Annotated in this window: 17 protein-coding genes and 1 pseudogene; 3 read left to right on the forward strand and 15 right to left on the reverse strand. The window is 32.4% G+C overall.

Features of this window, described 5'->3' with window-relative positions; genetic code table 11:
- The 3 genes from Q0594_RS08270 to Q0594_RS08280 form a co-directional block, all read left to right on the forward strand.
- The coding region (locus tag Q0594_RS08270; protein ID WP_298731166.1) for a hypothetical protein at positions 1-181 on the forward strand (181 nt) is incomplete at its 5' end.
- 56 nt (positions 182-237) lie between these two features.
- A complete protein-coding gene (locus Q0594_RS08275) occupies positions 238-951 on the forward strand; it encodes a pseudouridine synthase (protein WP_298731168.1) in 714 nt (237 codons plus the stop codon).
- A 188-nt stretch (positions 952-1139) separates the two neighbouring features.
- Entirely contained in the window at positions 1140-1508 is a 369-nt protein-coding gene (locus tag Q0594_RS08280) for an EXLDI protein (RefSeq protein WP_298731170.1), read from the forward strand.
- A gap of 111 nt (positions 1509-1619) precedes the next feature.
- On the opposite strand, the gene Q0594_RS08285 is transcribed toward Q0594_RS08280, so the two are convergent.
- The 15 genes and pseudogenes from Q0594_RS08285 to Q0594_RS08485 form a co-directional block, all read right to left on the reverse strand.
- Positions 1620-2756, reverse strand: a complete 1137-nt coding sequence (locus tag Q0594_RS08285) for an acyl-CoA dehydrogenase family protein (protein WP_298731172.1) — start codon at positions 2754-2756, stop codon at positions 1620-1622.
- A 191-nt stretch (positions 2757-2947) separates the two neighbouring features.
- Complete coding sequence (locus tag Q0594_RS08290) at positions 2948-6643, reverse strand: hypothetical protein (RefSeq protein ID WP_298731174.1); 3696 nt, start codon at positions 6641-6643, stop codon at positions 2948-2950.
- A gap of 46 nt (positions 6644-6689) precedes the next feature.
- Entirely contained in the window at positions 6690-7607 is a 918-nt protein-coding gene (locus tag Q0594_RS08295) for an AbiH family protein (protein ID WP_298731176.1), read from the reverse strand.
- Positions 7597-8232, reverse strand: a complete 636-nt coding sequence (locus tag Q0594_RS08300) for a hypothetical protein (RefSeq protein WP_298731178.1) — start codon at positions 8230-8232, stop codon at positions 7597-7599. The genes Q0594_RS08295 and Q0594_RS08300 overlap by 11 nt, the downstream gene beginning before the upstream one ends.
- Position 8233: 1 nt before the next feature.
- A complete protein-coding gene (locus Q0594_RS08305; RefSeq protein ID WP_298731180.1) occupies positions 8234-8563 on the reverse strand; it encodes a hypothetical protein in 330 nt (109 codons plus the stop codon).
- Between the two features lie 288 nt (positions 8564-8851).
- Positions 8852-9052 (reverse strand): hypothetical protein, encoded by a 201-nt coding sequence (locus Q0594_RS08310; RefSeq protein ID WP_298731182.1) that lies wholly within the window; start codon positions 9050-9052, stop codon positions 8852-8854.
- A gap of 94 nt (positions 9053-9146) precedes the next feature.
- Complete coding sequence (locus tag Q0594_RS08315) at positions 9147-9629, reverse strand: GNAT family N-acetyltransferase (RefSeq protein ID WP_298731184.1); 483 nt, start codon at positions 9627-9629, stop codon at positions 9147-9149.
- Positions 9630-9682: 53 nt separating this feature from the next.
- The gene (locus Q0594_RS08320; protein WP_298646937.1) at positions 9683-10117 is read right to left on the reverse strand and encodes a GNAT family N-acetyltransferase; all 435 of its coding nucleotides are present in this window, start codon (positions 10115-10117) and stop codon (positions 9683-9685) included.
- A 267-nt stretch (positions 10118-10384) separates the two neighbouring features.
- Positions 10385-11068, reverse strand: a complete 684-nt coding sequence (locus Q0594_RS08325; protein ID WP_298731186.1) for a peptidase E — start codon at positions 11066-11068, stop codon at positions 10385-10387.
- A 60-nt stretch (positions 11069-11128) separates the two neighbouring features.
- A pseudogene (locus Q0594_RS08330) lies at positions 11129-11275 on the reverse strand (hypothetical protein); the annotation flags it as partial.
- Between the two features lies 1 nt (position 11276).
- On the reverse strand, positions 11277-11948 hold the full coding sequence (locus Q0594_RS08335; protein ID WP_298731188.1) for a DUF4357 domain-containing protein: 672 nt from the start codon (positions 11946-11948) through the stop codon (positions 11277-11279).
- Between the two features lie 168 nt (positions 11949-12116).
- Positions 12117-13133: a hypothetical protein gene (locus Q0594_RS08340; RefSeq protein WP_298731190.1), complete on the reverse strand. Its 1017-nt coding sequence runs from the start codon at positions 13131-13133 to the stop codon at positions 12117-12119.
- A gap of 150 nt (positions 13134-13283) precedes the next feature.
- Positions 13284-14246 (reverse strand): reverse transcriptase family protein, encoded by a 963-nt coding sequence (locus tag Q0594_RS08345; protein ID WP_298731193.1) that lies wholly within the window; start codon positions 14244-14246, stop codon positions 13284-13286.
- 213 nt (positions 14247-14459) lie between these two features.
- On the reverse strand, positions 14460-16373 hold the full coding sequence (locus tag Q0594_RS08350) for a retron Eco8 family effector endonuclease (protein ID WP_298731195.1): 1914 nt from the start codon (positions 16371-16373) through the stop codon (positions 14460-14462).
- A gap of 35 nt (positions 16374-16408) precedes the next feature.
- Positions 16409-16486, reverse strand: a 78-nt coding sequence (locus tag Q0594_RS08485; protein ID WP_366518793.1) for a hypothetical protein, incomplete at its 5' end; no start/stop codon positions are given.

Below are 16486 nucleotides of genomic sequence, written 5' to 3' on the forward strand. Positions count from 1 at the left end.
CCTACACATTTGGTTCGTCTTCTTTGTTCAGTTTTCAAAGGTCAATCGTTGTTTTGCAACAACTTTGATATCATATCACGCGTTCATTTTCTTTGCAAGAAATATGATTCGATGTTTTTTAACATCTTGCGCGACAACGTTTAATAATTTACCACAGGAAGAAAGAGACGTCAACGAATAACTACTCGATTTTTGAAAAAAATTGTATAATCGAGAAAACGACTGCAAGGAGGGCCTATGAGACTCGAACATCTATTAATGAAACATCTGGTGCTGAGCCGCCGTGAAATGAAGAAACTCATCAAGAACGAAGCTGTCTTAATCGATGGTGTTTCGGCCACTCACGTCAGCAATAATGTCGACGCAACCCTGCAAGTCATCACGGTGAACGGTACTCAGATTCACGACGACAGCCAGAAGTACTACATGCTGAATAAACCTCAAGGCATCATCTCCGCTACGACCGATAAGGAACATACGACCGTCATCGACCTCTTCTCAAAAGAGAACGTTGAAGGCCTCTACCCGCTTGGACGACTCGATGGGGATACCGAGGGACTGCTGCTTGTGACAAATAATGGTCCGCTGGGTTATCGCATGTTAAACCCCGACCAACATATCGAGAAGGAATATTATGTAGAAGTCAACGGCCCGCTTGACAAAGATGCCGTAGAAACCTTCAAACGCGGCGTCACTTTCCACGGTGGGTATCAATGCAAAACTAGTTCGCTTACGATAATAGAAAGTAGCGGCAGCTTAAGCCGTGCGACCGTCACAATCTCTGAAGGGAAATTCCATCAAGTGAAGAAGATGTTTCTATGCGTTGGTGTGAAAGTGACGTATCTTAAACGCATTCGCTTTGGAGAGTTTGTGTTAGATGAATCGCTGGCTCCTGGGGAATACCGAGAACTAAACGAAGCAGAACTTGAACTTGTTAAGACGTATTTCTAAAAAGCAAAATGTAACATAAAAGTTACGTAACTTATATGTTACATTTCGGTTGTTCAACACTGAAAATTTCGCCTTAGCCAATCAAACGGATCCATTTCACAATCGTAAAGAGATAGAAATCACTCTTAAAAAGTGGTATAATAGAAGTAACAGCATATCATCCAGTTGACTATTTTGGAGGTAAGGTTATGGATTATGAAGTGATTAAACTTAACGTTTCAAATGATAAAATTCGAGAATATAAGCAATTCGAGGGATTAAAATTATATTCAGCTATAATTAAGTCTCAAGATGAACGGACTCTGACGAATAAAAGAATTTACGTTACGAAAAAGAATAACTATGTTTATTACGAACGAACCGATACGAATTGGAATTATTGGTCAAATCCAAAAAATCATCAGTCTTCATTCATACCTGATGAAGAAAACCACCATATTCTCTTTGAAGTCGCACCTGACTTAAGTGCGTTCTCCAAGTATTTAGGGGAAGAACTGATTCAAAAAATTCAGATCAAACAACAGAATGGTGAAATCATCGAAAAATTAGATATTTAATAACAGTGGATTCACAAATACGGATACACCCATATAATCCACTGAACTTGTTTAAATACAAATAAGCTCGCCTGCACTACGCAAGCGAGCTTTTCTACTATATAAATAAAATTATTGGATAGGTCCTAAGAGAATATTCGCCCACGCATCATGCAATGACTCTTGGTCACTTGGTTGGAACAAGCCAGCCAACACATCGCGGTATAAGCGAGATAATTCTGTACGGTTAAAGTACGAACTACCGCCGCTGGCACGAACGATTTCTTCCACGGCCTTCTTCGATACTTCCACAGAACGGTTCTTAATCGAAGACAAGCGAGGCAACCAGATGAAGCTGTATTCCGTGCTTGCTTCTAGCGTATCGCTCAACTCGTTAATTTGCGGTTGAATGCCGTCTAGCATAATCGCCGCTTCCGCAATTCTCCAGCGAATGTTTTTATCGTTGGCATAAGGCGCATCATTGGATACAGAGTGACGAGTTTTCACCGTTTCAACTCCGATTTCTAGCGCACGTTTCCCGATACCAAAGTACGTTGCCGCAAGTAAAATCTCGAAGTACGCGAAAATACCAAACACCACTGGATCAAAGCTTGGTCCAGGAGCCACTTTCGTTAAAATTTGCTCCTCTGCTGCAAAAATCCCTTTCAACTCCACGCTGTTTGATTGCGTCGCACGCATGCCCATTGTATCCCAGTCTTCTTTCACCAAGAACGTTTCTTTGTCTGGTGTTAAATACGCGAATACTGACAGTGGTGACTCCCCTGTATTATCTTGCCCAAATGAAACTAACTTATCGCAATATTTTCCCATAGATAAGAAGACTTTCTTGCCGTAGAAACGATACGCACCGTCTGCTTCTGGGCGAGCCTCAGAAATCGAACCGAATAACACACGGTCATTCGAAGGTTCAGAAATCCCAAACGCCAACAACTTGCCTTCTGCTGCATCGCGAAGGATTTGTTCTCCCTTCTTGTTGCCAAAACGAACCATGTGCTTGCCAAGGCCGACAATAATTTGGTGCATATTCACCCCAAGCGCAGTCCCTGGAGCCGCCATCGCAAGACGCGTTTGTTCTTGCGCAATCTCTTTCAGTGTGAGACCGAATCCGCCGTACTCTTTTGGCACGAACGCCTTCAAGTATCCCGCCTCTTTTAGCGATGCATAGTCTTCCGCAGGCCACGCATTCCCTTTGTCATAACGCGGTGCACGCTCATGAATTTCTTGTAATAACTCTTCCGATAAAAACATAAAAACCCTCCTTAATGGTTGTACATCGTTAGTATACGATTAGGGGCGGGTGGATGGCAAACGTAAGACAACGGTTGCAAGAAAATTCTTGCATTAAAAAGCACATAACTTAGGTGGCAAGTTATGTGCTTGGTTAAATTTCTTGGGTGTTTCTACTTCAAGTGAGTGATTTTATACAAAGTACCTAGATTTTAATAATCATCATTTCCGTTGTTATAATCATCTAATTCCGCTTCTTCTATCTCTTTTTTTAAAATCCTTATTAAATCCATTACATAACTCTTGTGTTCAATGTAATCAATTCCTTTTAATATATCCTTCAGAGACTCTAGGAATTCAATTTTTTCTAGAATGATTGGGATTTTACTACCACTCCAAAATTCCGATTTTGGAAATAAATATATCTTTTTAAAGTCCGCTATATTTTTATTATATTTTAAAAATTTTAATATAAATTCAAGCTTCCAATCCTCCCTCACTGTAGCTATAATACCTATTATTTTTTTACACTGCTCAATATTTATCGCAGTTTCCTTTAATTTGTCTGATAACCATCTTTTTTGTCTACTTGAAATTTTCTCATCATCATTCTTAATAAATAATAAATCAACTAGCCTACCGATATAGTCACTTCTATTCTCTGAAAAAACACTATATGCATAATCTATATATTGTCGCCAACCTTTATTTTTCCAAATTAAATTAACAATATTGTGAACATATTCTTTAGGAATTTGATTGTTATTAACCGCTTTAACATATTCACCCCATATACTTGGATTTTGCAGAAAAATTGTAGCAAAAATTTTCCCATTATAGTCAATATGTGGATTTGTTTTAATAGCTTGTAGATAAATTAAATTTAAATTGTCTATATTTTCTCCGGAAATACTTATCAATAAATTTATATCTTCTTCTCGATACACATTATTTAAAAATACTTCGGATAATTCAATACTTTCTCTAATTTTTCCAATCACGAATTCCTTTATTTCAGAATCTCTACTACCATATATAAACAATCTATGAATAGAAGGGATGCATTCCACTTTTGATCCCAAATTAGAGTTTAAAAAATTTTTATAATCTTTCACTATTTCTTGTGTGATTTCCGTCTCATTTATATTTTCCCAAATATGATTAAGCCATGCTACTTTTCGTGAAAAATTAAATTTACTAATTAATTTGTAAGTTTCATGATATCCCTTGGAATTCAACAAGAACATAACTTGTTTAACACCTAATAAACCTAACGGTGTATCATTTTCAAAATAGAGAGAGAGAACTTCTATATATTTATTTATATCTTTTTCTAAAAGTTCAAAGACTGTATCTAGTCCTGCTTGAAATTTCCAACAATTTGATTTGCTGATTTCTCTCTCTAACAAATTGAATAACATGAACATTTTTTTGTAGTCATTAATATTATAATCACTGATTTCTGTTTCAATATTTTCTAAACATTTTTCGTCTTCTTCAGAAAAACTAAAAACATTTTCCCTGCAACTAAGTAATTTATACATTTTAAATTCAGGATTTGCCATTGGATTTGGGATATCTTTACCTAATTTCATACCTAATTGACGAAAACTTGTTTCATATTTATCCAAAATTTTTGCATCATAAAAATCAATATTCATTTCATCAATATAGTATAGTATAATTGCATCAAAATCAGACTTTAGAAAATATTGGGCATCTTCACCTTTCAAACGTCTAGCATATACCTTTATAACAATATTATTGATGATTTCTCGATATTCCCTATTCTTTTTTAACATACCTAATTTGCGCCAAATTTGATTTCTAAGTTCTTTTACTTCGTTATTAAAACCTAATGTTAAAACCACATAAGTTATGGTTTGGTTATTAACATCATATTCGGTAAAAGAGCTTTCTAATTCTAATGCTTTTTCTGCTACTTTAATATATAAAATAGTTTCATTATAATTACTACCTTCATTTGTTGCTTCCCATAATTTTTTTAGTAAGGTAGTTTCCTTGAAATATCTATAATTATCGGAATCTTTATCAAATAAAAAATTATGATTAATTACAAAGAAAAAATCTTCTATTAAATCGGGTCTCTTTTTAAAATAAATTAGCAACAATTCTATAGAAAGTTCAAAGTTCTCTGTATACTTAAATCCTCCTAATACTTTGATTATTATATTTGTGACTTGATTCGTTTTATTCAGAGATTCCAAATTATATAACTGTAAATCAAAGTCAGTTTGTTTTTGTTGACTAATATAATCTTTTATATATGCTAAAGACTTTTCTTGATTTATTAGATGGAACGATTCCAGATATTCAGTAAATTGTTCTTGCGGAGCAGTTTCCCAAGCTGATATAATTGAACGTTCAACTTCCTTCATTAGGTCAGTTGAGTGGAAAATAGAAATCAAAGTATTCAAAGTATACACAACTTTATTTTTATACCTTGGAAAAGTCCAATTAATAAATTTTTCTAAATTAATCAACTTTTTCTCCCATAGAACACGATAAAGAATATAATTTCCTAAACTTTGATCAGATATTTTCTTTATTTTATGTTTAAACCAATCAATTAACTCTAAATCATATAATTTTTCGACTGATTCTTTTTCAGTAAGCATATTTCCATAATGATTTTTTAAGTCGTTATAGAATTGATTTTTATCTTCTCTCACATTACCTGCTATAGTAATCATAAAAAGAACAAAAATATCACTCTGGCTAAGATTAGTATCACTCAGTACATCCCCGTAATACTCTCGAAAAATATCCTCAGCATTACTAATGGAAGGGTATCCTTTATTTAACGCATTTATACCAGCCAAATATGCAAGTCTTGCATTCCCATTAGCGATTTCTGATATTTTATCTAAATAATCAATATTTTTGATTCCTAAGTTTTCTACCAAAATATTTCTTATTTCTTCTTTTTCAAAAACTTCTACCTTTATAACATTTAGATTTAAATTTACATTTCTTTTTACTTTTGATATTACTACGTTAGAGGCATAATCTCTCACAGTAATTAATATTCTAATTTCGTAGTCTTTAGACTTCGAAAATAATTGTGTTAATATATTCCCTATTCGCTCCAGCAAATTTGCATCATCTAACATCAATAAATATCTTCCAGGTCTATCAATGTAATATTTAATATCTTCATATAGAAAATTTCCATTATTTAAAATACAGTAGACGGTATATTCTTCTTTTTTCTTTCTACATACTTCCAAGGCTAACCTTGTTTTCCCAACTCCAGAAGCTCCAGTTAAAATTGTGACTAAATTTTCATCTATACTCTCACAGATTTCGTTAAATAAGCTCTCACGATAATGAAATTCACATTTTAATGGCGCATTCAGTTTTCTTGAATCATACTCTTCTGCAAAATCTTCAACATCAAAAAATTGATTTGTATCAATTGAGATTCCTAAGTGACTTTTGGCTATATGTGGATAACGCAGCCAAAGATCATGCGACAACGTATCAATACCTATTAATTCCACTTCCACATCTTTAGCAGCTTCTTCTATTTGAACACGATCCTCAATGGTTATATTTGTAGAAGCATGTCCGCAAATGATTTTACTTATTTGAACTTTATCAAACGGTATAGTCTCATTATTAACATTTGATAAAATATCCTCTATCATTTTTTGTACAAACTTCTTTTGGATGGTTCCATAATTTATTAAGATATATTGCCCATTCTCTGCCTGAACATAAGAGTCTGGAACACCTTTTTTCGATTTATTCGTACCTAATTGAACACCTAACGTCTGGATATTATTAAAACCAAATCTTTTATATAAATATTCATCAAATAATTTCTGGAATGCTCCCCCTTCCAATTCGAGTATTTTATTTTGAATCTCATTTATATAACTCATTTATTCACCGTCCTAACTTTCCTCCTACTTACTCCTAAAAACTACACTATTTCATTGTTTCAACAGGATAAATATAACTATTCATTATTCTCTCTTTGTCTATTAATTTTTGTACATCCCTTTCTTGCTTCTCACCTCTAACATAGAAGTCCCAATTAGCATTAGGAAATTGTTTATTCAAAAAATTGAAGTACTCAAAATCAATAGCACAAGAGTGACCAAAAACAATAATAGTTTCGACTTCAAGATGATTTTTCTCTAAAAAATCAATAAGTAAATCCACGTTGACGGGTTTAGAAAAAGTCTTACATTTGTTTATCAATTCTCTATAAGCAGTAGCTATGTAATAATCTTCTATTTGGTTTACAAAATCATCAATATCAAGTATAGCATAAGGGCCTTTGCCTTTTTGTCTAACATCATAATAATATTTTTCAGGTTTAAAATCCCCTTCAGGAAAACCCAGTTCTAGATTATTTTTCCCAACTTCACCATGAATGTGTATAATTCGCTCTTCTGGAATGTTATAAACATTTTCTAATGTATGAGTATAATTAAATGAAATATAGTAACCATTAGAATCTAAAAGTTCTTCAAAAAATCCCATTCTATCGACATTCTCTAAATAAGCATCCGCTTTTCTAGCAAATTCAGCCACTGCTTCTTTTAAGTTTCCATTTATACTGACTTGATTGATAATATCATCTCGATCACTTTCTCTGTCTGATAAATAGTCCGGGGCATACCCTTCAAAAATTTCTTCCAAAATATTAAAATCCGGTCTGCCCAATAAATTTTCAAAATCAGACCAAATATCCTCATTTTTAGTCTGATATAAGTCCCAAAAACACTGGTATCTACTCTCATATTTTAAAGCTATATTTTTAAAATCAGGATTAAAAGTAGAAGGAATTTTATGTGCTAAATCAAATCCGTTTCCTATCATATATAATTTACTTTTCATCTTTATGCCTTCTTTCGAGTAATTTCTGGTTTTTATTATCTTTTAAAGCACTAGTTATCATCTTATCCCAATCTTCTTCAGAATAATTATAGTTTCTATGTGAGTATTTATTTAATATTGGAAGCCCTGCTTTTAGAAGATATTCACCAATGTACATTTCCACACCATTCCTACATTGAAGAATATTATCTGTATATTGATCTGGGCCCGCTCCATAGCGTCCCATGGTAGGTCTTAAATTTTTTACGTAGATAAGAATTGTTTTGTTACTCCATTTTTTATCTACTCCGTCTAATATCCTTGCGTTCAAATTATTTTTAGACCTTCCATAGTCATGCCCTGCACCTACTACAATTACGTAACCGTCTTTAGTAAATTGAATAAAGAAACGCTCCCCATCTTTTCTACTAATAGTTTCATTTAAATCAACAACCTCAATAGTATAAGAGATTGGCTTTTTACATTTAGGTTTCTTAGAATATCCCGGCTTTCCTTCTAACTTACTCAAGCATTTATCTACATGATCTTTCACTTCATTCAAACATTCATCAAGAGTTTTTGCGATTTTTCCTTTACACATATTTGTCGCGTCCTCAATTCGTTTTTCCAAAGTTCCCTTTTTCATTTTACCCCTTCTTTCTTTTCAGCAAGTACGGGTCGAGTTCTTTTCGTAAAGCTTCGAGGGTTAGGCCGTAGGGAATTGTAATGTCATCAATTGGTTCGAAAATTTTCTCTAACTCCGCTTCGCCCTGCTCATCTAAATAGCGATTCATTTTTCTTCGAAGTGATAGCAGCTCCTTCACAACGTTCTCTTTTCCAAAAGTGATGGCTAAAGAATACGCGTTGTTGTCGCTATCCTCTCTGGCCCCTGAGCGTTCTGCGATATACAGAATTTTCTCTATTAAATACATCATCTCATAGAAATCTTGCTTCTTAATTTCAATCTTCTCACCCATGCAGACTACTCCCTTCAAATACAGTCTCTCAATCCCAATCATAAAGGCTCCGGAACTAAAATTCCAGAGCCTTTTTCATTTATTTTTAAAAGTTAGCTTACTAAACTAAGTTTTCTTCCTACTGAAATAAATTGTTCCGTTAAGAATGAAAGCTATCGGAAATGCCATATAGTTATATTCACCTTTTGTATAATAAACGGCAAAGAACACGGTAGTCCCCATAATTATACTTGCAATAAGATATTTGAAGATACGATTCATTTCATTCATCTCCAGTCTATACGCTATTCAATCTTTTTTGCTTAAAAACTTATCGAAATAACCTTTATTTAAAAATATGGAAAATGACAAAAACATTAAGAGCATGAATACAAATTTAAATCCTCGATTCCATTGTTCAAACCCAAAAAACAAATTAACAAACAAAAATAACGCTACGTTGTATAAAAAGCCAAAGAGAAATACTTTAATACCGCTTAATTGTCTCATTTTAATGGACTCCTTTACTCATTTTGATTTCGGTCTGTTCACTTATCTCTGTACTCTAAACTAAATCATAATTCTCAACAAACTGGGATTTGTATTAAAGATTTATAGCAGCAATGACTTCTTCTCCATCGAATTCACCTGTTTCAACAAAACCAAAAGAGCTATATAATTTATAAGCAACTTCATTTTCAGGTTCATAGGATAGCCAGCAATACCCTGCTCGTCCACTAGGAAGAGTTTTTATAAAGGCTAATGCAAGCTCCATCGCCTTTCTGCCATAACCTTTTCCTTGATAATTTTTATCTATCATTAGCCTCCACAAGTTATAATTTCCCTTTGCAATATTAGGTGCATCTTCCCAATCATCATGCACATCAAATCCAATCATGAGGAAGCCTACTGGCACATCATCATTATATATGACAAAAGGGAAAGCATATCCATTTCCTGTTATGACCGTGTATGCTTCAATAACACTAATTTCATTAGAAGCCACAAATTTTTTCTGTTCGTCAGATACTTTTAGTTTTAAAGCATCCCATACATTTTTCCCATTTATCTTTTCCAATCTTATCATATTTTATCCTCTTACCTGTTTAATTACCTATCCCTACAATCTGGAAGATACCTTTATAAGCGATAGATCATCAGCCCATCGATCATCCCACAATTTTGGAATCCATATTTTTCAGCTATCCGAATGCTACTTGTTTGTTCCGGTAAACATTCTATCACGACTTGTTTGCCCGCATTTCTGGCTTTTTCTATCATTCTGGATGTCAAATAGGAGGCAATCCCTTTCCCCCAGAAGTCAGGTTCTAAAACCCATCCAATCTCGACACTTTCTGAATCATAATCATGATAAATCACATATCCGATAAAGTCGTTATCTTTTTCAACTGCGTATATCAATGGCGTCTTCGAAAGACCTGCTCGTAAAAAGAACTGTTCGGTCTGCTCCTTTGTGTAGGGTGCTTCGAGAAAGTGCATTACTTCCGAATTCGACAAAAGGTTGTACAGTGGTCCCAAATCGCTGACTGTCATCTTTCTAATTTTTATATTCATTTGTACTCCACATCTTTTTATCGATTATTCTCTATTTTCCACAAAAGCCTCCCAACTAATAGATGAAAGGCTTTCAGTATTTGGTTTTTCTATTCCCACTCAATCGTTGCAGAATAAAGAACATAAAAATAAATTTAAATTCTCGACTCCATTGTTCAAGCTAAAAAAACAAGGTGAGAAATACTGTCAGCGCTACATAACATAAAAAGCCGAAGAGAAATACTTTAATCCCGCTTAATTGTTTCATTTACGGGAGTCAGTTTCATCCTATAATAAAACTTCTTTATTCAAACCTGTATCACTCCAAGAAAGATGGTAAGCATTCTTGTGAAGATTAGACTTAATAACTTTCATTTCATAATCATCCCAAACAATAGCTACTTGATTCTCAATGGCAATGGCATCAGCAATCTGTCCGGAGTAAAACTCATCAAAAGCTGCTCTTTCAGGCTCATCGTAATGTGGACAATGTAGATAAGGAATTATACCCAGACCCTTAACCCATTTATGTTTTGGATTCTCTCTACCCTCAATAAACTCACTATCACAATGACCTGCTATAAACCAACCGATAGAGCCTGCACTTAAACCTGACAGCACCTTCCCACTTTTATAAGCTTTCATTAGAGCCTTATCTACAGCATATTCTTGCCAAACTTTCATCATATAAGCAGTATTACCACCACCTACATAAATGATATCTGCACTTTCAATCTTTCTATTAAGTTCTTCCCTTTTTACTTCTACATTAGATAAATACAAGGTATCAGTTTTGCATCCTAAACTCCCAAAATAATCATTAATAGTCTCTATATAAGCCTCAGCATCTTTACTTGCTGTAGGTATAAATAAAAAGTTAGGATTTTCCTTTTTAGCCGACTCGACAATAAACTTGTCTATTTCATAAGTTTCATTATTGACTATTTCTCCACCGCCAATTGCTATAATCATAAATTTTCTCCAATATTTAAAAATTATTTCTATTATACAACAGAAATGTTTTTGTTACTGTCATTCCCACTCTATTGTAGCCAGCGGTTTGCTCGTGATGTCGTAGACGACGCGGTTGACGTGGGCTACTTCGTTGACGATACGGGCGCTGATGGTTTGCAGCACTTCCCATGGAAGGCGAGCGAAGTCACTCGTCATGCCGTATATTTTATTTCTTTCTATAGATATCAATCTTGTTCCCGTTAGCGTCTTTCCACTCTACCCAGCCATTGTTCGCTTTACCAATCACTACAAAACCGGCTGCCGATGGCGAAGAGCAAACAAGATCTACTTGTAAAATATGATCCTCAATTATTGCTTTATCGTAAATAGCAGGAACGACATCAGTAGTCACATCTGCGCAGAGACTGCCTTTCAACAGTGTAAACACTCCTCGTTTTACCGTTGCTCGACCATTTACTTCACCGAACCCTTTAATTTTACGGTTCAAACGATATTCCCCATCAGGAAGTAACTCAAGACCTTCACGAGACTTTAGTTCTTCTGTTGCTTCTTCAAAAATCTCTTTCTTTGTTCTAGTCGTTGGGTAGACTTGCTTTCCTTCTAGCGAAGATAAAAGAGAAACTGCTGTCTCCATATCTGTCGCAAACAATTCCGAAGTTCCAACACGGCTCTTACTGAAAATATCGTGGATTAATCTTTCTTTGTCATCGTATTCGTCTACTTCAATTGCGAATTTTCTCTTCAATCCGCTAACGTTTGAATATCCGTTATTTTCAAGGTTCTTCATACGATTTTCAAATTGATCAGTTCTTGTTTTTCCAATCTTAATAATCCCTGGAACAACTGTTTCCATAATATAAATAATCCCTTTTGCCATAACTGCCTCCCACTAAAATTCTTCCACTCAAGTATACCACGTCCCAAATAGGGAAACATTACTTTTTTATTAATTCCGACATATTTTGAAAAAAGATCTTTTCTATTAGCAATTTACTTTTACAATTATTTTTTTCGGTTTTGATTTGTCCATTTTAGAATCTTAGCACTAAATAATTTTACTAAAATCAAATTCTCCTAAGAATTCATTTATAATTTTGTCCCAATTGATTTTTAATTCCGAACGGTCTCCAGGGAATATCGTATTAATATTCATTCTACCTCCAGCAAGCCTAAAATACTTTCTCTTTTTGAGATTTATATCACTATATACTTTACTTTCAATATATCCAATTTCCATATTGTCGTCTTCGTTCCCAAATACTGCAATAAATTTTTTGTTCCTTTTTTCCTCTACTTCAAAAACTGATAACGATTTATTCAAAGGCAACGACAATCTAAAAGGAATAATTTTTATTTTAAACAGTAGTGCAACTACCCCCTTGCGCAACATTATTGAAGGAGCACTATCTTTAAGTACAATTTTATTTGTTATAGTAACACTATTATCTTTGTTATTTTGAAAAAATATTTCATTTTCTATATTAGCTTTTTTTAAATACTTATGAGGCTCAATTGCGTAGTAGAAGTCTTTATTTAACGACGTCATTAACTCTACTTGTTCTACAAAATTTAATTTCTTTACAAACTCCTTAAAGGGCTTTACACAATTTCCATCCATTACAAAATACAAATATTCAAATGACAGTTTAAAGAAAAACACATCACTGAAAAATTCATTTTCCAGTGTACCCTCAAGTGAATTAGCATTAAAAATTTCAGCTTTTTCTATAATAACACCATGTGCTTTAGCTTTTTTTATGGCACTAGTTGTAAAATCAGCTGTAGTAGTTGCTAAAATATAATCGAGAGATAAATCTTCCTTTTTTTGTTGCAACTGTTCAATCCACATAACATCTTGCTTATGGCTTCTATCTCTACATTCAATTGCCATTTTTCTTTTTATGTTATCCCCATCCATAAATTCAACAAGAACATCGATTTCTCGTTTTCTTTCTGCAAATGGATCATATAAATACGCAGGACTTGTAACTGTATATTTATCTTTATCCAAATCATATAACCATTTATATGCCTGCTCAAACTGTTTTCCTTTTCTTGCCAAATCCATTTCCCCCTTTGACTATTTAACTCTACCTTCATTAATTCTACCCATTCACTCTTTCACAAGCAATATTTGTTTTTATATATTTTCTATACAAAAAAGCTTAGAAACACACAGTTTCTAAGCTTTTTATCACATAGTATTTTAATCTTAATTATATAGTTTCTCTATAATCTTTTCTATTCTCAAAATCAGCTTCGATGTCTTGACGTTCCAAACCGTACTATTTTCAGACTTGCTTGATATTACAAATGATCGATATCCACTAAGAAAACATAGAACGTTTTCTATATAGTAGAATTTTTTTCCAAATTCTTGTGCTAATTTTATGTTTAAATCTTTGTCCTGGATATGATTCTCAATAAAAAATAAAAAGCCTTTTAAGTATGATAATTTTTTTCTTGACAATCGGACTTCATCACCCACAACTATTCCATTCAAAGAAATGAACTTATTTCCTTTTTTTATTTTCTTATAATTTATACTCAAACCTAAGTCTGAACAAATATATTTTAAGGTACTAATAAATTTAGTCCCTCTAAATAAATCTACTTTAGCAGAGAACAATAAATCGTCAGCATATCTCGAATAAGTAACATTGTTATTAATACAAAATTGTTCTATTCTTTTATCTGCTTCTCTAAAATATAAATTTGATAACAGTGGAGAGGAAACGAAACCTTGAGCTAACGAATCTTCAAATAATGCTAATTCCAATAAAAAATCATTCAATATTTTTTTCTCAGACTCATCATTAATTTTAAGTTTCTGTTGAATTAATCTATTGATATTATCTTTAGTAATAGAGTCAAAAAATTTTTTTATATCTACCCTAAGAAAGAAATCATTTTTCTTGTGTGGAGTGAGAAAATCAAAATAAGACTTTCCTCTAACATAACCACAAACAGAATCTGGCAGACATTCATCATTGAATAAATTATTAAAAATCATCCTTTGTAATGTTCGAATACGTGACTTCTTTGGTAAAATAACTATTCTTCTTTTATTAGGAATGATTTTTAATAGACTTTTTTCTATTTTTACTTGGCTTATTTCAGATTGAACGTCAATACCAAAAAATGTCTCAAACTGTTTTTTTGAAAAAATATCCATTTGCTACTATCTCCTAAAAAAAAGAAATGAGTACTCCTCTAACATCGCGTAGCGAATTTATAACAGTCACTTGTTATAAATCCACAAACTATCTCAATAGTTTGACTCCTTAATTCTAACCATGGCTTTTTTACATGTATTAACAACTTTTTCAAGGTCATTAAAATAAAATTCATCATGGGTTCGATAATTTCTATAGATTTATCGAAATTACTACTCATTTCTTTTTTCTTCAATTGTTTTTATTATATCATACAAATCTTGAAAATCTATTTTAAATTGCTTAATTAAGTTATTTTTAGTCATAGCTTTATTTTTTTCAAAATAATAGTCTAAATAATTGGTGATCCATCCTGATGCTTTATTAATTTTCTTGTTATTAAACTTATCATAAAAATCGTTATAATGGTTTTTTATATCTTCATCTGATAATTTATTTAGGAATTCATCTTTCCCTTTAACTAACCATGTCCGGAGTATATTTATCTCAATATGATTTCTATAATTAGCCAACATTTGTTCGTCATTATTATCACACTTTTTATACTTCAAAAACCATTCATCAAATGGAATACTACAAGATAACACATACTCAATATCTACCTTATTTAGATAAATATTTGAGACATTGCAAACATATCGCATCAAATTAAATGTATCTCTAAATTCTAAAGGCCTCACTCCGACAGGAGCCATACTATTTAGGGTTGTATTATTTAACTTTTCAATATTTTGATTCTTTTCTAGAATTTTGGAATATTTGTTAAAAGAATTCCTCATATACTCTTTTACGGTATCATTTACAATTAAACAATTCCCGTATTTCTTAAAATTCATCTTATATATGTTTGAATTTTGCTTTGTAAAGTTCAAAATCTTATCTATATCAATAATATTTACATAAGGGATATCAACGCCACTAGATACTAGTAAATTAATTACAGGATTATCTGAATTAGTATTAACAACATCAACTTCTTTTAGTATAGGAAATATAGTTTTTAATCCTTTATGAGTAAAGAGTTCATATTCTGATATACCTTCAACAAATAATAAGAAATCAGAAAATAACATCCCAGATTCCGTATCTGATAATCTCATTAATTGCTTTATATCATTACTCTTTTTAATAATTTGTTTGACAACAGTATAATCTTTTTTACTGCTTACCTTATATATTTTTCCAACTTCTTTTAATCCTATTGAGGCTAATCTAGGGGAATGAGTTAATAAAATAAAATTAACTTTTTTTGAATAATCAACTAAACTATCCATCAAAGTATCTATCATTTTTAAATGAAGGCCCATTTCCGGCTCATCGATTACTACTGTCGCCTCTTTCAACCTTTTTAAACTAGTAATATAAGCTATAAAAGACATAAAAGTGATATAATTTTTGGAGTTAGTCCCTTCCGAAAAGAAATCCAAGCTTTTCTTATTACTCTCAAAATCTTCTCCCCCAAAATAAAGTTTTAAAAAGTTGATTATTTTTTCAGTATTACTTTGTTCTTTAATTTGAATATCTTGCTCCTTTAAAAAAGTATTTATCGGGGCAACATACTCTTGAAACTGTGTTGATAATTTTTCAGGCAACGTATTTTTTATCCCTTTCGAAATAGACCTACCAGCATTTGCATTAATATAACCCCCGAAAACATCCCACAAATCATCCCAATCTCTTATATTTTTCTCTCTAGCTTTTATGAAATAAATTGGTTGTGTATTTTTTATTATATATCTATGTTGGTATTCTCTACTCCAGACTTTTCTTCCTTTTCTATCCTGTTTCAAAGTTAAACTAATCGTATTTGCCCCATTTGAAATACCATTATTTGTCCGCAACATTTTCCTTATTGTTTCATGAAAAGTACCATTCGTCCGTGATAAGATTGAAGAAAAATCATATGTTATCGTAATTTCCATATAGTTTTTATATTTATTATTAACATCTATAACATTAGATGAATAATTTTCTTCAATTAAGTTATCATAAAAATATTTTATAGCTTTTTGAATCGTTGTTTTTCCCGTACCATTTTTACCTATAAAGATACTAAGTTGATCAATATTTAACTTTACATATTCTATAGATTTAAAATTTTTTATCTCTATTATTTTTATACTCATTTCTCGTTACCTTAAAATTTGATTTTAGTTAAGTATTACTCCCACTCAATCGTAGCCGGCGGTTTGCTCGTGATGTCGTAGACGACGCGGTTGACGTGGGCTACTTCGTTGAC

Origin of the sequence: uncultured Granulicatella sp. (assembly GCF_938030755.1) — a bacterium.
In the GTDB taxonomy this organism is placed as follows: Bacteria; Bacillota; Bacilli; order Lactobacillales; family Aerococcaceae; genus Granulicatella.